The sequence below is a fragment of the Arcicella gelida genome, from assembly GCF_034931025.1.
GTDB lineage: Bacteria > Bacteroidota > Bacteroidia > Cytophagales > Spirosomataceae > Arcicella > Arcicella gelida.
On sequence record NZ_JAYGIL010000009.1, the window covers coordinates 154,862 to 177,007 of the forward strand.

At 34.5% G+C, this 22,146-nt stretch carries 17 protein-coding genes; 9 read left to right on the forward strand and 8 right to left on the reverse strand.

Features of this window, described 5'->3' with window-relative positions:
* Positions 1-573: 573 nt before the first annotated feature.
* The 4 genes from VB776_RS09510 to VB776_RS09525 form a co-directional block, all read right to left on the reverse strand.
* Positions 574-1,161, reverse strand: coding sequence for an outer membrane beta-barrel protein (locus VB776_RS09510; RefSeq protein WP_323328381.1), 588 nt, complete (start codon positions 1,159-1,161; stop codon positions 574-576).
* A gap of 108 nt (positions 1,162-1,269) precedes the next feature.
* Positions 1,270-1,887: a porin family protein gene (locus VB776_RS09515; protein WP_323328383.1), complete on the reverse strand. Its 618-nt coding sequence runs from the start codon at positions 1,885-1,887 to the stop codon at positions 1,270-1,272.
* Positions 1,888-2,028: 141 nt separating this feature from the next.
* Positions 2,029-2,808: an RMD1 family protein gene (locus tag VB776_RS09520; protein ID WP_323328385.1), complete on the reverse strand. Its 780-nt coding sequence runs from the start codon at positions 2,806-2,808 to the stop codon at positions 2,029-2,031.
* 63 nt (positions 2,809-2,871) lie between these two features.
* The gene (locus tag VB776_RS09525; protein ID WP_323328387.1) at positions 2,872-4,143 is read right to left on the reverse strand and encodes a glutamate-5-semialdehyde dehydrogenase; all 1,272 of its coding nucleotides are present in this window, start codon (positions 4,141-4,143) and stop codon (positions 2,872-2,874) included.
* Between the two features lie 100 nt (positions 4,144-4,243).
* On the opposite strand from VB776_RS09525, the gene VB776_RS09530 reads away from it, so the two are divergent.
* From VB776_RS09530 to VB776_RS09545, 4 genes are all read left to right on the forward strand, one after another.
* A complete protein-coding gene (locus VB776_RS09530; protein WP_323328389.1) occupies positions 4,244-4,666 on the forward strand; it encodes a (4Fe-4S)-binding protein in 423 nt (140 codons plus the stop codon).
* A gap of 97 nt (positions 4,667-4,763) precedes the next feature.
* Positions 4,764-5,456: a pirin family protein gene (locus tag VB776_RS09535; protein ID WP_323328391.1), complete on the forward strand. Its 693-nt coding sequence runs from the start codon at positions 4,764-4,766 to the stop codon at positions 5,454-5,456.
* An 83-nt stretch (positions 5,457-5,539) separates the two neighbouring features.
* Positions 5,540-6,280, forward strand: coding sequence for a dioxygenase family protein (locus tag VB776_RS09540; RefSeq protein ID WP_323328393.1), 741 nt, complete (start codon positions 5,540-5,542; stop codon positions 6,278-6,280).
* A gap of 69 nt (positions 6,281-6,349) precedes the next feature.
* Positions 6,350-6,871, forward strand: coding sequence for a hypothetical protein (locus VB776_RS09545; protein WP_323328396.1), 522 nt, complete (start codon positions 6,350-6,352; stop codon positions 6,869-6,871).
* Here VB776_RS09545 and VB776_RS09550 read toward each other — a convergent pair.
* The 4 genes from VB776_RS09550 to cmk all read right to left on the reverse strand — a co-directional run bounded on the left by VB776_RS09550 (position 6,861) and on the right by cmk (position 13,671).
* Positions 6,861-8,507 carry a CotH kinase family protein gene (locus VB776_RS09550; protein ID WP_323328397.1) on the reverse strand — a complete coding sequence of 549 codons (1,647 nt, stop codon included), beginning with the start codon at positions 8,505-8,507 and terminating at the stop codon, positions 6,861-6,863. The genes VB776_RS09545 and VB776_RS09550 overlap by 11 nt on opposite strands.
* 17 nt (positions 8,508-8,524) lie before the next feature.
* Positions 8,525-11,779 (reverse strand): BamA/TamA family outer membrane protein, encoded by a 3,255-nt coding sequence (locus VB776_RS09555; protein WP_323328399.1) that lies wholly within the window; start codon positions 11,777-11,779, stop codon positions 8,525-8,527.
* A gap of 107 nt (positions 11,780-11,886) precedes the next feature.
* Positions 11,887-12,948, reverse strand: coding sequence for an NAD(P)/FAD-dependent oxidoreductase (locus VB776_RS09560; RefSeq protein ID WP_323328401.1), 1,062 nt, complete (start codon positions 12,946-12,948; stop codon positions 11,887-11,889).
* A gap of 39 nt (positions 12,949-12,987) precedes the next feature.
* Positions 12,988-13,671, reverse strand: coding sequence for a (d)CMP kinase (gene cmk / locus VB776_RS09565; RefSeq protein WP_323328403.1), 684 nt, complete (start codon positions 13,669-13,671; stop codon positions 12,988-12,990).
* 208 nt (positions 13,672-13,879) lie between these two features.
* On the opposite strand from cmk, the gene ade reads away from it, so the two are divergent.
* The 5 genes from ade to tsaE all read left to right on the forward strand — a co-directional run bounded on the left by ade (position 13,880) and on the right by tsaE (position 22,106).
* The gene (gene ade / locus VB776_RS09570) at positions 13,880-15,529 is read left to right on the forward strand and encodes an adenine deaminase (protein ID WP_323328405.1); all 1,650 of its coding nucleotides are present in this window, start codon (positions 13,880-13,882) and stop codon (positions 15,527-15,529) included.
* 233 nt (positions 15,530-15,762) lie between these two features.
* Entirely contained in the window at positions 15,763-18,948 is a 3,186-nt protein-coding gene (locus VB776_RS09575; RefSeq protein WP_323328407.1) for a SusC/RagA family TonB-linked outer membrane protein, read from the forward strand.
* Between the two features lie 46 nt (positions 18,949-18,994).
* The gene (locus VB776_RS09580) at positions 18,995-20,443 is read left to right on the forward strand and encodes a SusD/RagB family nutrient-binding outer membrane lipoprotein (RefSeq protein ID WP_323328409.1); all 1,449 of its coding nucleotides are present in this window, start codon (positions 18,995-18,997) and stop codon (positions 20,441-20,443) included.
* A gap of 164 nt (positions 20,444-20,607) precedes the next feature.
* Positions 20,608-21,528, forward strand: a complete 921-nt coding sequence (locus VB776_RS09585) for a sugar phosphate isomerase/epimerase family protein (protein ID WP_323328411.1) — start codon at positions 20,608-20,610, stop codon at positions 21,526-21,528.
* Positions 21,529-21,644: 116 nt separating this feature from the next.
* Positions 21,645-22,106, forward strand: a complete 462-nt coding sequence (gene tsaE / locus VB776_RS09590; protein ID WP_323328413.1) for a tRNA (adenosine(37)-N6)-threonylcarbamoyltransferase complex ATPase subunit type 1 TsaE — start codon at positions 21,645-21,647, stop codon at positions 22,104-22,106.
* Positions 22,107-22,146 lie beyond the last annotated feature (40 nt).

Consider the following 22,146-nt stretch of genomic DNA (forward strand, 5'->3'; position numbering starts at 1 on the left):
CGTATTTTATTATTATTCCCAAGTTGTATATCATATATATACTTCTAGCCTTCAGCTTCTAGGAACACGGAATAATTCTAAGTTTGAAAACACTATGCCAAACTTGGGTTTGATTTATCCTAGTGCTAATTTTTAAATGACCTTTTTACTTCCTTCTGGAGTAAACCTTATCCATATTGTATCACCAGCGGAATAATCATATTGGCTTTTAATATTAACTATCCCTTTTTTTAATTTGTGTGTTCCCCACCCCAGTTTTTGGGAAGTGAGGCATATTATATAGTAGCTGATGAGTCTATTTCGCCAGTTATAAATACTGATACATTGTTGTGTTGTATGCCAGTATGAGCTGAGATAGAGTCAATGAAATAATGTTTTTTTGATAAATCTGTTATTTTAAATTCTGCAAATTTACGTTCGTAACTACTTAGAAAAATAAATGTGCTAATTAGTAATACTAATAATCGCTTCATTGCTTGGATGTGAGTAGCGTTAAAATTTTGAGGGTTAGTTATTATTATTTTTTTATGAAAAATAATCTTATTGTAACTGTTGACTAAGTTGAAATAAAATTTATCTTTCACCAACTAATTTAGTCAATGAAAAGCCCCAAACTTTGTTGCTTAGTTTCGTATAAGAATTATCTAATGTATTGGCTGTTCCAAGCGTGTAATTGATACTTATTCTCAAGCCTTCTACGACTTCATAACCAGCGATTAGATTTACACCCATATCAAAACGATTCGCTTTTCCCGCACCGAAATCATAGTCGCTACTTTTTCCTTGAATGACTACTTTGCCATTAATAGCATGAGCGGCATAAATTCCACCACCAATTGTAAAATCATTAGTTACTTCATAAAGTAAATTGATGGGTATTTCGATGTAGTTGACTGTGGACTTACTACTTGGTGTTTGGCTCACATAGCCTTTTTGAGAGAAAAGTAAATTGGGTTGAAGTAGCGTTCTTTCTGTTAATCTGGTTTCTAATAATATGCCAGCATGAAAAGAAGTAAGTGCATCTTGGGCAACTGTTACTCCACCTGAAGTAATGGAAACATTAGCTAGATTCACTCCGCCTTTTAGACCAAAGCGTGTTTGTGCTTTTGAAGAGAAAGTGAAAAATAATAAAACTAAAGCTAGTAGGGTTTTATTAGTCATACTTTTGGTCGATTAAATAGAAATTTTGTGTGAATAATTTTTTAAATCAAAAAGCCCAGCAGTTTATTTGCTGAGCTTTCGATTTATGTTGTAATAACAATAGATTATCTATCTTTCCCCAAAAAACTTTGTAAGTGAAATACCAATTACATTATTTTTTATACTTGAAGAACCGCCATTATCAATGTTGACAAGACCTAATGAATAATTAGCACTTATTCTTAAGCCATCAATTACTTCATAACCAACAGTAAAATTTAAACCGTAATCTAAGCGTTTCATCCCACCCTCACCAAATTCTATATCTTGCGATTCTGATTTGTTAGTACTTTTATCAGTTACAATACTTTGACCACCTAATGCATACCCTAAATATGGGCCACCACCAATCGTTAAATAATCTACAACTTCATATACTACATTTACAGGAAGTTCAATGTAACTATACGTAGATTTTAGAGATATTACTCCAAGTACATTTACATCTTTAAAGCCTTTTTGAGAAAATAACAATTTAGGTTCAAGATATAATCTATCAGCCAATTGAGCTTCAACAACAGCTCCAACATGAAAAGATGTGATTGGCTTTGAATCAAAGGAAACACCACCAGCAGAAACAGAAGCATTAGCAAGATTACCTCCAGCTTTAATCCCGAAACGAGTTTGAGCTTTAGAGGCGAAAGAGAACGCAATTAAGCTAAGAATTAGTAGAAGTTTTTTGTTCATTTTGTGTATAGTTTAAGTGTTTATTTATTGAGTGTAAAGGTAATATATGAAGAAATACTATCAAATTTTAATATTTATTGTTATTTTGTAATGTATTGATTTTTAAGTTGTTATAAAGATTATTTTTTATTAAACGGTAATCTACTCAAAAAACTTCTTTACCAAAATATCAAAAACTTCTATCAAAATCAGAATAATGACTACCCATTCCAGACGTGTACTCTCTCGGTTTTGAAGTAAATCTGTAAAAAGTTTAAGGTTTTCTTGAACGATTTTTAATTTATAGTCAATGTCTTGATAACGCATTTTTAAATCAAGGTTTCGTTTCAAACCTTTGTCGATGCGTTCTAAATGTTCGTTTTCCCATACAACATCTGGAGCATCAAAAATGTAAAGATTATCAATAATGGAGTTTTTGATGTTGAGGGTTCTACCGATAAATTTTAGTAAATCTTTTTTAGAATGACTAAAAGTACCTGTTTGTTCGAGTTCGTCAGTGAATTTTTGGGAATCTTGAAAAATCTCTAAAGTCAGGAATTCATAATAGTCTAAAGAAACAGATTGACCGATATTCAACATCACAATTCTGATAGAATCTTCAGTGATTTCGGGAATGGTAATAGAATTATAGCGAAGAATAAGTGCCGTTTGTGCGTCTGTTTGAAGGTCAAAATTTTCTTCAAATTTGGTCGTTACAAGATCTTCGGCAAATGTTTTTACGAATTTCAGAAAAGCACTTTTTTCTAAATCATTAAATCCTCCAAAAACTACTACGCCATAACTCAACAAATAGCAGTATTTGTTTTCTTCTTGTTTGTAAAAAAGTTCAGAGTTATTGAAAAGCAACGGTTCGTTGGTGTACTCGTTTCTGAACTTTTTAAGGTTGATGACTTCTGATACTTGGTAGGCTTCAATTTTCATAATCATAGCGGGACGAATCGCTTCGTCCCTTTATTTTTTCTTTGAAATACCACTTTTGGAATATTATCTAATCTGTCCGTCGCCCGTAATTAGCCACTTTTCAGTTACTAATTTTTCTAAAGCAAAAGGTCCACGAGCGTGAAGTTTTTGAGTAGAAATTCCGATTTCAGCTCCCAAACCAAACTGTCCACCATCCGTAAATCTCGTAGAAGCATTAGTATAAACTGCTGCCGCATCTACTTCAGTAATGAACTTTTCAGCTAATTTATCATTAGTCGTAATGATGGCTTCCGAGTGACGAGTAGAATGTTTACGAATATGTTCCAAAGCTTCATCCGTGTTCTTTACTGTTTTGATAGAACATTTAAAGTCAGTAAATTCTTTTCCAAAATCACTTTCCTGAGCTTTTTGTAAGTAAGGATATTGATGCTGAGATAGTACTTCAAAAGATATTTCATCGGCAAAAATCTCTACTTCCGCTTTTGCAAAATCTTCGATGATTAAAGGTAAAAATGTTTCAGCGATGGCTTCATCAACGATAATGGTTTCTAAAGAATTACAAACTGATGGTCTTGAAATTTTGGCATTAGCAACAATCGCTTTTGCTTTTTGTAAATCTGCCGAAGTTTCTACGTAAGTATGACAAACGCCTGCACCAGTTTCAATGGTTGGCACTAAAGAATGAGTACGCACAAATTGAATCAAAGAAGCCGAACCACGAGGAATAATTAAATCGACAAAACGTGTTGCCGTCAATAATTCTTTCACCAGTTCACGGTCGGTTGGTAGTAAAGTAATACAAGCAGTACTTACACCAAACTCTTTTAACACTTGGTGAATCAAACTGACTAAATAAGAATTCGTGTCAAAAGCATCCGAACCACCACGCAAAACCACAGCGTTTCCAGAACGAATACACAAAGCCGTAACATCAACAGTTACATTTGGGCGAGCTTCATAAATAACGCCGATAACGCCCATAGGAACGGCTACTTTTTTGATTTTTAAACCGTTATCTAAAGTTTTTTCTAATAAAGTTGCTCCAGAAGGGTCGGGGAGTACCGCTATTTCTCTAATACTTTCTGCTAAAGCTTCAATACGATTTTCGTTTAAAACTAAACGGTCGTACTTGGGGTCAGATAAATCCATGCGGACTAAATCTTTCAAGTTTTCAGCGATGATTTGAGTTTTGTTTTCCAACAAAACTACTGCCAAACGTTCTAGGACGGCTTTTTTCTTTTCGTCCGTCAAACGTCTCATTGCTGCCGATGCTGCGTGCGTTTCCTCTAAAAGTGGAATGATTGTTTTTGGAAGTGTTAAAGTTTCAAGTTCCATTGTTGTTCTGATTAACAAAATACAGTGTAAAGTTCGGAAACATTTATTAGAATGTATTCAGATTTTTTGTAATATCGTTTGAACAAAGCTCAATAAATTCATGGAAATTAAAAAGAAATATAGCAACGGAGAAGTAACTGTGGTTTGGCAACCTTCAAAATGTATTCATTCTGCCATTTGTTTTAAAAATCTTCCAACTGTTTTTGACCCTAAAAAACGCCCTTGGATAACCTTGGAACAAGAGGAAACAAAAAACATTGTGGAACAAATAAAAGCTTGTCCCTCAGGAGCATTAAGCTATTTTATGAATGATGAAAACAATCAAGAAAGCCAAGTTTTAGAAAATACGATAGTGGAAGTACTGGCAAATGGACCGTTGTTGATTTATGGAAATTTGAAAGTAAAAGACAAAGACGGCAACGAAACGATGAAAAGTCAGACGACGGCTTTTTGTAGATGTGGTGCTTCAAAAAATAAACCATATTGCGATGGTTCACATGTGAAAATCGCTTTTGAAGGGTAGCTTTTGCTACCTTTTTTATTTGCTGGAGAAAGCAACAAAGCAATACATTTTTCAAAATCATTGTATTCTACATAAATAGACAAAATCATCAGGAATCATGCTAGAACAAAATGAAGCTAGAATCTATCTTGCCGAAAAGAGAGGAATTACTGCTGGGAAAACATTTAAAAGACTTCATACTTTCAATGATGAACAATATTTTGAAGAAAGTAGAGTTCCTTTTGGTGCTTTGAAAGTATTAAATGAAGAAGTATTATCAGCAGGCGAGCATTTAACGTTGACGCTGAAAGAAAAAACAACATTAATATTGTTACCAATTGTAGGTGGATTAGCAGTTAGTTTTGATAAAAGTGAAGCTGAGTATGTTGTTGCTGGTCAGGTAATTACTTTTTCAGGGGAAACTGGAAACACTTATGAAATCATCAATCCTTATAGTGAAGAAACTATCAGTTTTTTGCAGATACAACTAAAAGAGGAGGGAAGTAAAGCTGGAAGTTTTAGTATTAATGAGTTGAATCTTGAAAAAAAGAATCAGCTAATCTCATTTGATTCAAATGAAAATAACTTTTTCATTGGGCAATATGAAGGCAGAGCAGAAGGTTTTTATGAATTGAAAAATCCTAAAAATGGCTTATTTACATTTATCATTGAAGGTGCATTTGAAGTTCAGAACAGGCTTTTAGAAAGTAAAGATGCTTTAGCTTTATGGAATTTCACTGACGATTCGAAGGTAGAATTTGAAGCACTTTCTAGTGGAGCAATCATATTATTAGCTGAAATTAAAATTTAATGTTTCAATATTTTATTCATTGAGGCAATACACGCTTAACTAGACGTGTATTCTTGTAGGAACTCCCTAAATTCCTCAATGAAATGAAAAGAATTGATTTTTTAAGAAAAAGCTTTGGCTCACTTGGAGCATTGGCTGTCGCCACTCCCTTGTTGGCTTCATGTAAAGAAGATGAAGTAATAGCTGATGCTACCACGACCACACCAACCACAGGAGGGGTTGATACTTCTGTTACTCCATCAAGTTGTTCGGTAACAAATACTGAAACTGCTGGTCCTTTTCCCACAAAAGAACCTGCCACTTTAGTTAAAAAAGACATTACTTCTGATAGAAAAGGTACGCCACTGACGGTCAATATTGTAATTAGAAATGTCAATAATAGTTGTAATATTTTAGCCAATGCCATTGTGGATATTTGGCATTGCGATGCCGCTGGCGAGTATTCAGAGTACGGTGGTACTGGTATGCAAAGTACGAATTATACTTCTGTTCATTTTTTAAGAGGCAGACAAACGACAGATAGTACTGGAGTAGCTGCTTTTACCAGTATTTATCCGGGTTGGTATTCTGGCAGAGCACCTCATATTCACGTTCATATTTATAATGCTTCTGGTACTTCTTTGTTGGTAACACAAATTGCTTTTCCAGAAGATGTTAGTGCGGTTGTATATGCACAAGGCGTTTATGCTAGTCATGGACAAGCGGATACTAAAAATGCGAATGATAATGTTTTCAGTGATGGAGTATCGACAGAAATGTCAACAGTAACAGGAAGTCCAACAGCTGGTTACGTACTGACGCATACTATTTACGTAAAAGGTTAGTCTATAAACTATCAAAAAGAGGTTTGAGAAAATCGTGTTCTTAAACCTCTTTTGAATTATTTCAAGAAAATGCCACAAGGACAAGTACGATTCGCATTTAGGATTGTTATCAATCAACATTCTCGCACTGATTGGGAAAAGTATATTTGGGAAAGTACTTATCAAGAATTCTTGATGCAATCTCAGCTTTTCTACGAAAAAGCAGCTCCATTATTTACTTTTAAAGAAATACTTAGTAAAAATGAAAAAGCTGAACAATTACATTTTTTAGTAAGTATGGCGGCACATCCCTATATTTTACAATGGAAAGGGAAAATATATCATTTGGGTGATAATCTTGGCAATAATTTTATGCCATTTAATCAGTACAAGATGGATATTATAGATTCCAATATAAAAGATAAAAATGCACACGAAATCGGTATTACTTTTTTTACACCCTTAATCACTTTAATTGATATTTGGGAAGGACATTATTTGATTTCTCTGGATGAAAATCTGGATAAACCCTCGGAGGGAATTGAAACATTGATGTTTAAATTACAGCCAAGATTGTCGGTCGCTTTCTATCAACCCAAAACTATTTTTTGAATAATTTAACTCTTTCAATAGGAATTCCATCTAATTGATAATTTATAATATAACTGCCAGTATTGAGGTTCCCTAAGTTTAATGGAATTTGATAAGTATCAGTATTTTGAAATTCATCAACCAAAGTTTTGATGGCTTTTCCATTTATATCGTGTAAAATAATGGAGACATTCCCTTTTTTAAATACTTGATATTCAAGAGTTGTTTCACTTTCTACAGGATTTGGAAATACTTTGATAGGCTTTTCTTTTTCTAAAAAATCTTCATTGCCTAATGTAAGTGCAAATGTTTGGAATTGACTATCTAACCATAAAGTACGGGTTCTAATCCATTCTTTCAGCCAATTGGTTTCATCTTGAAAAGTACTTCCTACATAATAATTTGGCCACACATATTTTCCTAAAACTGACCATTTGGTGAAATTCCTTTTCATAGCGGGTTCTAAAACCGTAGCCGTTGAATCTATCCATTTATTGATATTATCAGGATTGAAAGTCGTTTTGCGGAGTACTTCCCAGCGTTTAACAGTTTTAGTTTTAAAGATGGAATCTTGAGCTAGTTGTTGCCACCAAAATGGTGCTGGATAAATATCGCCTTTGGGCAAAGCAATGTCGTTGATTTTATATTGCCAACCTGTAGATTTATAACCATCATAATAATCAGCATTGCCAAAAGCTAAGTTATAGTCCCAAGCGGGACCCATTTTTAGTTTTCCGCCTTTGCTACTTTTTTCCTTGTAAAAAAAAGTACTCAATCTATAACCATCAACATTTTTTACAAATTCTGTAATCAGGAAATAATCAATAAAAGTATCCAAATCGCACATTTCACGCCATTTTGCTTGTGGACTTTGGAAATCTGGCGAAAGTAAAGCCACTTCAAAATCATTTACATATTTTTGGATGTATTCAAATTGAGATTGTGTAATATCTGTAATTTTGGGATATTCTACTTGAAACAAGGTTTTGTAATTACCAAAAGGAGTGTTGGTATTATTCGTCCAGTTTTTTGAAGGAGAGCCAGATGTTTTGTCAATTTTAAGAATATAGCCACCTGTTACATCTTCTCCAGTATTGTCAGTGGTTTTTAGGCTTGAAATATCTACTCGATTTTTATCTCGTTTAATTTTTTCCATCAGGATATACAATCCTTGATAGTCGTTATTCAAAACCATTTCGCAATAGCGAGTGCGAGTTGCATAACGCCCCATTTTATTGACTAAGTCATAAGTGAGTACATCACGCATTAACGTCTTGTCATTATAAGTAGCATTTAGCACCCAGTCGGCTTCTGCTGGCATATCTAAAAGACTTACTTTTTGGTCGTTGCCAAGGCTATCTTTCCAAGTTTCAAAACCGTAAGGTTTTTTAGGGAATAAATCTTTAGAAGAAGAGCCTCTTAGTTCAATGCCAACAAAACCTTTGTAAATGTTTGCAGGGTCATTAATATTATTGAGCAAGCCATTTCCTTTATGAATCAATTCAAGTGTTGATAAAATTTTAGGTTCATCAACAATACTTTTTCCTTGAGTATTGACTTTCAAGATAGGCAGATTTGAAGTTGTTAAGCTTTGGCTATTTACTGAATAAATACCAAACCCTAACAGTAATATCAAGACATAAATTGTTTTATTCATATAAACTTTTGGATAATTTAAAAATCATATCCTAAAGTTATATAAGAAATTGGACTTTTTATCTCATTATTATCTAAGCCCCAGCCCAAGTCATACTTTACAAAATATCCTAATATGGTGGTTCTTGCACCAACACCATAGCCTATCAAGAATGGATTTCTGAAATCTGTTACTGTAGCTTGGAATGGATTCGTTGAAGGACCTTTTACCACTGTATTAAAACCATTTCTTCTTGAGAACGGACTTGCACCAGTCCACGCTGACCCCACATCAGTAAAGGCAGTTAATTGAAGGTTTTTGAAAAAATTATTGTAAATAGGTCCATTGTACAAATACTTAGCAATAGGAAATCTTACTTCTACATTCAAAAGTAAATGACTTGTTCCTGATAATCTATTTGCATTAAAACCACGCAAAGGAGTAGCAAAATCTAGTAAGAATAAATCTTTATTATCTGCAATAGGAACTTTGGTATCGGCAGTTGTTGGATTAAAAGGGTTATTGGTATCGCCAGTTCTATCTTGATATTGAATTCCCAACCAATTATCCATACCACCCATTACGGTTGCTTTTGGGGCATTTCCAAAAGAATGTCCACCAGAGAACCTTCCCGCAATGATTGTCCCTCGTCCTAGTTTTAAATAATGACGAAGGTCGATAAATACACGATTGAAGCCATCAATTGAATTTGATAAACCAGAGTAATGTTCTATTCTAGCTCTGAATCTTGTGCCTTCTAGCATATTGATACCATGACTGATAGTATTATCGTAAACGAATTCAACTTTTCCTCCTAAGTATGTCGAGACACCATCTGGAGCGGCTAGACTTCTTAAATCCAAAAATCTATTTGCCGTAAACGAAGGCGTTGCAATAACACGAGTATTGGTATTGATTGGATATGAAGCCGAAACAGAAAGTCTGTTAAAATGATATTTTTTGATGGTCGATTCCGTTTCTTCAGAAAGTGATCTGCGGTCGAATCTTATACTATAGTCAACTCTATTCGCTAAATAAGAATACTCTCCCCACAAATCAGCATTTTTTAAGTTTGGAGTGAGAAATATGCCTCCTTGAAGATGATGATTTTCAAGTAAGTCGTTCATATTTATCGTTCCTTTCAAGCCAAAACCTCTTTGTGGAAGTGGGTCAACCATAAAATCAAGGTCGGTATTATTAACTACGAAAGGATTGTTGTAGTCTGTCGGAGCTTTAATTTTAATGTTTTCCTTACGATTTTGCTTCGCTAAAATGATTTTTTCTACTTTATTTCTCTTGTCATTTTTAGGTACTTCTGTGCCGCTTTGACCAGCATTTTTAGAAACCGTTGTAATATCAAAAGTATAATCGTTGGTATCAATTTCTCCTTTTTCAAGTACTAATTTTGGCGTTTTTACCACAGCCGTTGCTGATTCTGGGATAGTTTTTGGCGTTTCTGTTTTGGTCTGAATTGGATTATTGTTTGTTTGCGTCATTCCATAAAGTCTTACATTTCTAAGTGTGTATGGAACATTGTTTTTTGTTTCAAAATCTGCTTGAGCTTGATAAGCAATAATTTCCTGACTTTTTTCTAAAAACTTATAAACCAAACTGTTCGTACTTCCTGCAAAATCAAAATCTTCAACATCGTTTTTGAAATTACTCACTTGTGTAACCACAGAATCGCCAGCTACAAGTCTATAAATGTTTTTAATGCCACGTTCGTCACTTAAAAAATAAACAGTACTTCCATCCGAAACGATAGGTCTTGAAATCGTTCCTAAAGAATCTACCAAACGTTTTACTGCTAATTCTTTGGCTTTTCCTTCGTGTAAAAATAAATTGAAACGACTGTTTACGTTTTTGTAAGTTCCCTTATCGACTTCTAAAGAATCTTTTAATCTATTTGATGTAAAGATGATTTTTCCTGCATTTCCGACAAATTGCGGACTCAAATCATCATATAAATCATTGGTTAATTGTTGTACTCTTCCTCTTGCAATCTCGTACAAAAACAAATCGTTTTGACCTTTACTGATAGCACTAAGTACAACTGTTGTTCCGTTATCAGAAATATCAAAATCTTGAATTTGGTCGAAATTGCTCAAGATTTTTCTCGCTGAAAATTTACCTGTCAAATCTTTTTCGGTAATATCCGTAAATACAGAAAGTACCATATCGCCTTGGTTTTCATAAATTACGGCTAGTGTTCCGCCTTTTGTCCAAGAAAGTAAAGGCGTGTTATAATCAACAGATTGCTTGAGTGTTTTATACCCAGAAGTAAGTAATAACGCTTTCTTTTTAGTTTTTACATCTAAAATTTCTATACTCGATTTTCCCAATTCGTTTCTAGAATAAGCAATAAAAGCTCCATCAGGGCTGATTTTGAACTTACTGATTTTATCAAAACTATTGAATTTATTTTCGTCTATTTTAAAATCATACTTTGGAGCTTGGTAATTACTATTGTTGATAGCATCATTCATAACAGAATAATATTCTCTCCAATCTTTCAAAAACCTTGTAAATGGCATACCAATAGTACTTGAAATAGACGTTTGCTCATTTCTGATAATTCTGGTGAGGTTCAGAATATTCGCAATATTGTCTTTTCCGTATTTTTCAGCGATATAATTCCAGATAGATTGCCCAACTAATTCTGCTTCTTTTCCATTGGCAAGATTAGGTCTTTTTAAATACTTATTACTTATGGCATCACGCATGTAGGTGTCCATTTCTGTGTTCCAGCCTTCAGAAATATAGGCTGTGATTCCAGTCATGTACCATTCAGGGACGCTCAAGAGTAATGAATTTTGTAAGGATTCCTTGATACTTCCACCGTAAAGCATATCATGCACAAATACATGTGAAACTTCTTTTGTAATCTGTTTTTTGAAACTTTCAGCATTGCCAGAATAGGCAATTTCAATGCGTGATTTGGCTAAATTTTCTTCTCTGATTTCCCTTTCGCTAGAAAGATGCAAGCCTACATTACTTTGGTTGAGGTCTTGTGTAGCATTATATACAAAAATCTTAGTTTTTGTAAATGGAGAATAGCCTAATATTTCAGTAATTCTATCGAATTCTGATTCTGCTAATTGTGCAGCCAGCGTAGCGGTTTGTTGTCCGCCTTCGTAGAAGTAAATTTCAAAGTTTTGTGAAGCCAATACTTTCCATTTGAACGGACGGTATTGAATACGGTTTTTACCGAATGGTTCTTGTGTAGGTAAATAATTCTGAGCTAATGTGCAAAATGTAGTCAGAATAAATATTATTGGTAAAAATTTTCTCATTGTTTTAGGACGAAGTTAAAAGGCATTTCTTCGTAAATTAATCATTACTCATAAAGGAAACGAAAGGCATTTTTAATTGAATTTCCCAAAAGCAATGAAATCAGCAATCACGAATTCTCAGCCCCTAAATATAACGAAGCAAAACGATTTATATTGACTTCCGAAGAAAGTTCTTTTCCAGTTACTAAAAAATCAACAAATTGATTAGCAAAATAAGGTGCTAATGATACTCCTTTTGAGCCTAAACCATTAAAAATGCCGATTTGTTGTAAATCAGGGTGCATTCCAACAAATGGGCGACGGTCTTTACTTGCAGGACGTACACCTGCTAAATGACTCACTACTTTCAAATCGGGTTTCATTAATTTATGATATTTATCCAATAATTCTTTTTCTCCTTGTGGAGTAGTCTTAAAATCTAATTCATGCCAAGTATAAGTGGCTCCTAATCTGAAAGTATTTTTCGACAAAGGAACGACAAATGCACCTTGACTGATGATTTCATCCAAATTAATTCCTTCAATGGTAATATCTAATACTTCACCTTTTACAGGATTAAAGGGTAAATAGTTGAAAAAAGGATTAAATTTTCCCTGAAAACCTTCACAGAAAATAGTTTTATAAGATTTAGAAAGGGCTTCTTCTGGATTTAATTTCTTCTCGATAAGGATGCCTTTTTCTTTAAAATATAACCTGAACGTATCTAACAGTATCTTTAAATCAACCCAACCCGATTGTTTGGTTGTAGCACCACCCCATTCGCTATTTACTAAGTTTTTGTACTTGATATTTTCAAATTCAAGGCTTGCAAAATCATCAAAATTTTCAGGAAGATTATCGCTTTTGAAATATTCTTGTACTTGTTGATTGGGAAATGGACGATAAATTAAAACTTGATGAAAAAACTTTGCTTGTAAATCTTTTTCTAATGCTACATAAAACTGTTCAAGAAATGGGAATAATTCATCTGCCATCCAAGTTTTAATCAGTTTTCTACCTGTAACAGGATTGAAAATACCTGCGGCTACTTTTGATGAAGAAGGTATTTCTGGAGCATCATAAATCTGTACTTTTTTCCCTTTTTGAAGAAGTAAATAAGCCAACAAAGAACCTGCCAGCCCTTGCCCAACAATTACAAAATCTATTTCACTTGATTCTTTATTCATCATTTATTGAGGTGTTTTTCACTATTTAATAAAATACTAACGTTATAATCTTTCCAATACACTTTTATGCAATTCAATCACAAAATTTACTTGTTCTTCTAAAGTCATGAATGAAGTATCCATCAAAACAGCATCTTCTGCTTGAATAAGTGGCCCTTCAGCACGGGTTGAATCAAGAATGTCTCTTTTCTTTAAATTCTCAATAATTTCTTCCAAATCAACTAATTCGCCTTTATCTAGTAATTCTTTTTGTCTTCTTTCAGCACGAATTACTGGGTCGGCAGTCATGAATATTTTTACTTCGGCATCTGGAAAAACTTTTGTACCGATGTCTCTTCCATCCATAATTACACCACCATGCTTTGCCATTTGCTGTTGTTGTGCCACCATTGCTTTTCTAACAGCGGTAATTGCACTTACTTCAGATACCATTTCTGAAACATACATTTTTCTGATTTCACTTTCAACATTCAAGCCATTCAAATACACATCACTTGCACCACGTTGCTCGTTGAATTGAAAGCTAATGTGAATTTCGTTAAGGGCTTTTTCTACTTCTTTAGGGTTTGTAGCAGTAACATGATTTTCATGAAAGTAAAGACTCACAGCACGATACATCGCTCCAGTATCAATAAAAGCATAACCTAATTTAGCAGCAACACGTTTTGCAGTAGTACTTTTTCCGCAACTCGAATGCCCGTCAAGAGCAATAATGACTTTTCTCATTGAAAGATAATTTTCGAGGATAAAATGATAGAATGATAAGATAAATTGCTTTATTCGTCCGATAAAAATCAAACCAGCAATATTTAAAGATAAACAAAGATACTGAAATGGGCAGTATTGAAGCCTACAGAATGTTTAAATATACAGATTAAAATTTCAGTTTGAACACATTTCAGGTTAAATAATTGACTTTCAAAAAATAAAAATTATGCAAGTAACAGGGAATATCATCAACATTTTTGAAAAAACAATCAAGTATGGCATTCTTGAAATTCAAGATGGAAAAATCGTATTTATAAAAATATTAGCCGAAGAAGCTGCAAGCAATACTCCTTATATTTTACCCGGTTTTGTAGATGCCCATGTACATGTAGAAAGCTCAATGCTTACTCCCGCACAATTTGCACGTTTGGCAGTTGTGCATGGAACGGTTTCAACAGTTTCTGATCCACATGAAATTGGCAATGTTTTGGGAAAAGCAGGAGTAGAGTATATGATTCATAATGCCAGACAAACGCCATTTAAGTTTTGTTTTGGAGCTCCGTCATGTGTTCCAGCCACTACTTTTGAAACCGCAGGAGCGATTATTACGCCAAAAGATATTGAAGAATTATTTCAACAATATGATGAAATAGGTTATTTGGCAGAAGTTATGAATTTCCCTGGAGTATTGAACGGAGATGGAGACATGTTGGCGAAAATAGCTTTGGCGAAATCATATAATAAACCTGTTGACGGACATGCACCTGGATTAAGGGGAGACGCTGCCAGAAAGTACATAGAAGCAGGTTGCCAAACCGACCATGAATGTTTTACTGAAGAAGAGGCATTAGATAAATTAAAGTATGGCATGAAAATCTTGATTAGGGAAGGTTCTGCTGCTAAAAACTTTGAAGCGCTGATTGGGCTGTTACCTGAATATTATAATGAATTGATGTTTTGTTCGGATGATAAGCATCCAGATAATTTGGTGGAAGGTCATATTAATTTATTAGTAAAAAGAGCTTTGGCGAAATATCCTTCACATTTATTTGAGATTCTAAAAGTAGCATGTGTAAATCCAGTTTTGCATTATCGTCTTCCAGTAGGGTTATTGCGTGAAGGAGATAGTGCAGATTTTATTTTGATAGAAAATATCCAAAATTTTGAAGCACTCCAGACGTATATTTCAGGCGAAATGGTTGCAGAAAAAGGTATTTCAAAAATTCCTAATTTAGCAAGCGAAATAGTTAATCATTTTGAATGTAGTTTTAAAACAGTTGAACAATTTCAAGTAAAGGCAGAAGGAGAAAGAATTCAAGTCATAGAAGTGCTGGATGGACAACTTATTACTTTGAAACTAGAATGCCCAGCATTGATAGAAGAAGGCTTGGTTGTATCAGATTTAACAAATGATATTTTAAAAATAGCAGTTGTAAATCGTTATCATGATGCTCCACCAGCGATTGGATTTATTAAAAATTTTGGATTAAAACAAGGTGCTATCGGGTCTTCTGTAGCACATGATTCCCATAATATTATCGTAGTTGGGGTAGATGACGAGTCTATTACTGAGGTGGTAAATATGATTATAAAAGCAAGAGGTGGAGTTGCTACAATTTCAGAAAAAGGCGTAAAAAACCTATTAGAATTACCAATTGCAGGCATTATGTCGGGTGAAGATGGCTATTCGGTAGCCAAAGAATATTCTGCGATTGATAGATTTGCCAAAGATTTAGGATGTACATTGAATTCTCCCTTTATGAGTCTATCGTTTATGGCACTTTTGGTGATTCCCAATCTTAAATTATCCGACTTTGGATTATTCGATGGAGAAAAATTTTCGTTCACTAGCTTGTTTGTTGAAAAAATTAACTAATTTTAACATTGTGATAATAGAAATTCTGTTGTCCATCATCGACCAAAACTAAAAAAACTATTTCCATTGCTCCTTTTCAGGAACAAAGTCTCTTTTATTGAAGAGGCTTGTTTTTGTGCATTCCCCTGTTTTTTTAGAATTCAATTACACAAACCCTAATTTGGGTTTACTGAAGTTTGATTACATTCTTTTGTAATATTTCTATTTTTAATCAACCAAAACTAATCAACGAAATGAGAAAATTTCTACTCATTACCTCCGTGTTTCTGTTGGCTTTAATCGGGCAAACTTATGCACAAGACAGGATTGTCACAGGTAAAGTGACAGCCACTGAAGACGGCTCAGTACTCCCTGGAGTAAGTATTTCTGTAAAAGGAACTTCAAGAGGAACTTCAACAGGATCTGATGGTACATTTAAACTTAGTGTAGGAAACGGTGCTTCTCTTACGTTTTCCTTTGTAGGCTTTGAGTCTAAAACAGTAGCAGTGGGTAGCCAAACAGTTATAAATGTTTCGTTAACATCTAATGTATCCCAGTTAAGTGAAGTGGTAGTAACAGCACTAGGTGCATCTCGTGAAAAGAAATCATTAACTTATTCGGTACAAGAACTTAAATCTGATAAAATTACGGCTGCTCGTGATGCAAACGTAGGTAACGCACTAGCTGGTAAAATTGCAGGTGTTCAAGTACTTGGTCAATCGGGAGCAAAATTTGGTTCTCCTAACATTCGTGTTCGTGGTGTAAATTCATTAACTGGAGGAGATCCTCTATACGTTGTTGATGGTACTCCTGTAGGAAGTATTGGAGATGTAAACATGGATGATGTTGAGAATTTGTCTGTACTTAAAGGACCATCTGCGACAGCACTATATGGAAACAGAGCTTCAGGTGGTGTAATTTTGATTACAACTAAAAGAGCAAAATCGGGAGAAACTTCATTTAATATTAATCATAGTACAACTTTAGATATGGTAGGTCTTTTACCTGAATATCAAAATGAGTATGGTGGAGGTTATTCACAGGATTGGGATACATTTGCATACAATCCCGCCATCCATCCAGCAAGCTGGAGTTCTTTTAATGGTCAAAAGATTTTAGATTACTCCGCTGATGAAAGCTGGGGTCCTAAAATGGATGGAACTCCTCACCGCTCAGCTTTTTCTTGGCAACCAGGTGCTGAATTTGGTCAATTAACGCCTTTCTCTCCTAGTCCAAATAACGTTAGAGATTTCTTTGAAAAACCTATCAGTAATAACACGAACTTTTCTTTTGCAAAAGGTGGCGAAAACTTTCAGTCAAGAATTTCTTATACGCACATTCAAACAAACGGTATCGTTCCGAACAGTCAGCAAATTAAGGATTACGTAAGCTCAAAAAATACTTATAACTTTAGTTCTAAGTTTTCTTCAACTTTAGATATTACTTACTCTGCAACAAGAGCAAAGAATGTTCCTGCTGATAACTATGGGTCTTCTGGTAGTACTAACAATCCATCAGGTGCTGGCGTTGCCCTTTCAGGTTACAATCAAACGGTAGGTTCCTTCAACCAATGGTTTCAGAGACAATTAAAAATTGAAGATTTAAGAAATTATAAAAATCCAGATGGTACATACCGTAGCTGGAATATCGGTGGTCCGCTTGATGCTAAACCTAAATATTGGGATAGTCCATATACTCAAGTATATGAAAGTACAAACTATAATAACAATGACCGTATCTATGGTAGCCTAGGACTTAAGTATCAAATCACTGACTATCTTGCTGCTTCTATTACTAGTCGTCGTGACTGGAGATCTTACTACGGAGAAGGTAGAATCGCTTATGGAACACTAAATGCAGGTGGACTTGGAGCTTATTCTAACTACGCTACAACAAGTGTAGAAAATAACAATGAGGTTTTATTAGCATTTAACAAAACTTTCAAAAAGATTTCTGTACTAGCTAACGCTGGTGGGAATATTCGTTACTCAAAAACTAACGTATTACTTATGTCAACTGTAGGAGGTTTAACAACTCCTGGGTTCTATAATATTGCGGCTTCAAAAGACAGACCAGCAGTAGGAAGTCAATTATTTGAAAGACAAGTAAACAGTGTTTATGGAAACGTAAGTGTAGGTTATGATAACTTTGCTTTTATCGAAGCTACTTTACGTAATGACTGGTCATCTACTTTACCAGATGCTAATAATGCCTACTTATATCCATCAATAGGTGGTAGCTTAGTGTTATCTGAATTATTACCTAAAAATGATATTGTATCGTTCGTGAAATTAAGAGGTAGCTTTGCTAAAGTAGGTACAGATGTTGGTCCTTATGCAACTGGGTTTACCTATTCTACAGGTAATGCATTTGGGTCTAATGCAACACAGTATTTACCAGCAAGATTACCAAATCAGCAATTGAAGCCAGGTCTTTCTTCTGCTTATGAAGGAGGTATTGATTTTAAATTCTTCAAGAATAAATTAAGCGTAGAAGTTACAGCATATCACAATGATAACAAAGATCAAATTATTTCATTGCCTGTAGCTTCAACTAGTGGTTATTCAAGTGCATTAGTAAATGCTGGTTTAATTCAAACTCAAGGTTTTGAGGTGCATATTGGAGGTACTCCCGTATCTACATTGTCTGGTTTTACATGGGAATCTGACATAAATTTTGACCACAGTACTTCTAAGGTTGTTGAGCTATACCCTGGTTTAACAAACTATCAATTAGGTGGACCAACTTGGAGAACATTAACTGTCAATGCTCGTGAAGGGGAACAATGGGGTTTATTAGTTGGTAAAGGCTATAAGCTTGATGCTAACGGAAATAAATTGATTGGTGCTGACGGTCATTATTTGGTGGAAGATAATAAGAAGTTGGGGTCTGCTTTGCCAAAGTTCAAAGGTGGTTTCTTAAATACATTTACTTATAAAAATCTTTCGTTAAGAGTAAACATCGACTTTATTGTTGGAGGTAAATTTTTCTCTACAACAAGAATGTTCAATGCTTATTCGGGCTTAGCTGCTGAAACTGCTGGCTTAAATGAATTAGGTAAACCAAAACGTGACCCTGTTGCTGATGGTGGTGGTATTTTACTTGATGGTGTTACTGTAGATGGTAAACAAAATACAGTTCGTGTTGAAACACAAGAGCTTTATGAAGATAAATACTTTGGATTCAATGAAAGATGGATATTTGACCAGACTTATGTGAAATTGCGTGAATTAGCTTTAGGGTATAATATTCCAAAAACAGTACTTGGTGGAAAAGTATTTAAGAGTGCGAAATTAGCTTTTATTGTACGTAACCCTCTTTTAATTTATAGCGCAGCAGGTGGAGGAATTGATATTTCTGAAGCTGAAGTATTCTGGACAGAAGGTGGACAATTACCTCCAGTACGTTCATTTGGTGTTAACTTAAATTTAGGTTTCTAATCAAGAATTAAAGTATTTTTCTTTGATTCAATAAATATTTTTAAAGATGAAAATATCAAATAAATATAAAATATTTGCACTAGCAGTTAGTTTGGGTATTTCTGCTGTTGCATGTACTCCGGATGATTTTGAGGATATGAATATAGATCCTAATAATCCAGCTACACCAAATACTGCTGGGCTTTTGACTGGAGCGTTACGAAATGTAGGTGCAATGGCAACGGATATTGTCCCGGCTCTTTATACACAACAATTTGGTGATATTACTTATATCGAAGAATCTCGTTATAAAACTATTAACTTTAGTTATAACGGATACTATGCAGCAGGACCTTTGAATGTGTACAAAACAATCATTGATTTGAATACAGCTGAATCAACCAAATCAACAGCTGCTGCTAACGGTTCAAATGCGAACCAAATAGCAGTTTCAAGAATTATGAAAGCCTACACTTACCTTTGGCTTACAGACCGTTGGGGTGATATTCCATATTCGCAAGCTTTGCAGGGTAGTGGTAATTTTAGTCCAGCTTTTGATTCTCAACAATCAATTTATAATGATTTGTTCAAAGAATTGAAAGAAGCTCAGGCTCAATTCGATGGTGGAAAGGCTGTTGTAGGTGATATTATTTTTAGTGGAAATGCTGCTCGTTGGAAAAAGTTTGCCAACTCTTTGCGTATGATAATGGCTTTACGTTTATCTAAAGTAGATCCTGCTAAAGGTAAAACAGAATTTGCAGCAGCTTTAGCTGATGGGGTTTTAGCTTCTAATGCTGAGAATATTAAATATACATATCTATCAGAGTCTAACAATGAACACCCACTTTATAACAATTATATTGTTACAAATCGTAAAGATTATGGATTGAGTGATGTTTTTGTTAACAAATTGCTTGCAATAAATGACCCAAGAATTGCAGGAATGGCTGATAAAAATATCAATGGTGCTTACGCTGGAGTTCCTTATGGTGCCTTCCCTGCTGCTGCAAAAGCACAAGACGTTTCTTTAGCAGCAACTGCTATTCGTCAGCAAAACTCTCCTGTTAATGTTGTTACTTATGCACAAATTTTGTTTTCGCAAGCAGAAGCGGCTAAACTAGGTTGGATTTCGGGCGATGCAAAAGCTCTTTACGAAGCTGCTGTTAAGGCTTCAATTCAACAATGGATTGGTGCATCAGCAACTGATGCGGTTGTTTCTACTTATCTAGCACAAGACGCTGTAAAGTATAATGATGCTAAAGCGTTTGAATTAATCGCTACTCAGAAATGGATTGCATTATTCTATCAAGGCAATGAAGCTTGGGCTGAATGGCGTCGTACAGGGTATCCTGTATTAACTCCAGCTGCTAAGCCATTAAATCCTAGTGGACAAATTCCTCGTCGTATGGCTTATCCTGTTACAGAAACTACCTTGAACAAAGTAAACTATGATAAAGTAGTTGCTACTCAAGGTCCAGATACACAGGATACTCGTGTGTGGTGGGATAAAAAATAAGTTTTATCAAATAATCTATCAAAAAAGGTCGCTGTTCAGCGACCTTTTTTTGTTTCATCATTTTTAAACATAAATTGAAAAGGAATACTTCTAACTCTTAAATCGATTGTCTATTTTTACTTAAAATTTACTAAAAACCAATTTAATACATTTCAAAACATACAATGCATCAATTAGGATTTGTCAGTGCTATTTTAGCGGAGCGTACTTTTGAAGAAGTAATAGATTTCGCCTCAGAAAAGAATTTTAAATGTGTAGAAGTAATGTGCTGGCCAGCAGGAAATGCTGATGCTCGTCGCTATGCAGGAGTTACTCATATTGATGTAGAAACACTCGATGAAGTTCAGATTGCTCACATCAAGAATTATACTGCGGAAAAAGGAGTATTTATTTCAGGTTTAGGCTATTATCCTAATCCACTCGACCCAGATGTGAACAAGGCAAATTTTTATGTTGACCACATCAAGAAAATTATTCAAGCTACGGCTAAATTGGAAATTCCTGTGATGAACACTTTCATCGGTAGAGACCCTTCTAAAAATATTGCTTATAACTTGGATAAATTTAAAGAAACTTGGACAGATATTGTTAAACTCGCCGAAGAAGTAGGTGTGAAGATTGGCATTGAAAACTGCCCAATGTTTTTTACAAACGACGAATGGCCTGGGGGGAAAAATATGGCAACCACGCCAGCCATTTGGGATAAAATGTTTGAAATTATTCCGTCTGCTACTTTGGGTTTGAATTATGACCCTTCTCATTTGGTTTGGCAAATGATGGATTATACTCGCCCATTATATGATTATCGTGATCGCCTGCATCATATTCATTTGAAAGACGCAAAAGTATATTATGATAAACTAAACAGAGTGGGCATCATGGCAAACCCATTGGAATATCATTCTCCAAAATTACCGGGTTTAGGAGATATTAACTGGGGAAAATTCTTTTCAGCATTAAATGATGCTCGTTATCGTGGACCAGTTGTGATTGAAGTAGAAGACAAAGCCTATGAAGGTTCAAACGAAAATGTAGAGAGTGCAATCTTAACTGCAAGAAACTATTTAAGTCAGTTTTTAGGTTAAACTGATATTCAATGATGAACTATGAGTTATGAATGATGATATATACTTGTAAAAAGAATATATTTGAAAATATCTTATAAAGAATAAATTAAAAAAAGCCTGAAGCTTATTGCCTAATGCTTATAGCAAATGAAATGAGTAAAAATCAAATCAACACTAAAACAATAGAATATTCTTCGCTAAAAGACATCAATAAAGCGGCTCAAACCATTTTGGCTTTTGGCAAAAATACTCCTGTTTGGCTTTTCGAAGGACAAATGGGCGCTGGCAAAACTACTTTGATTAAAGCAATTTGTGAATGTATGTTAGTGAATAGTCATGTCCAAAGTCCAACATATTCTATCGTCAATGAATATGCTACTACACGAGGAGAGAATATTTACCATTTTGATTTTTACAGAATCAAAAATGAAGAAGAGGCTATGGACATTGGTTTCGAAGATTATCTCTATTCTGGGGGTTTTTGTTTTATTGAATGGCCATCAAAAGTAGAAAACCTTTTACCTTCCAAACATTTGAAAGTAAATATCGAAGTAGATGAAAATGGTAAAAGAGTGATAAATTTGTCAAAAGTTTAGTGTTAGCATTGATGTTTGTCTTCAAACATCCAGCTTATTG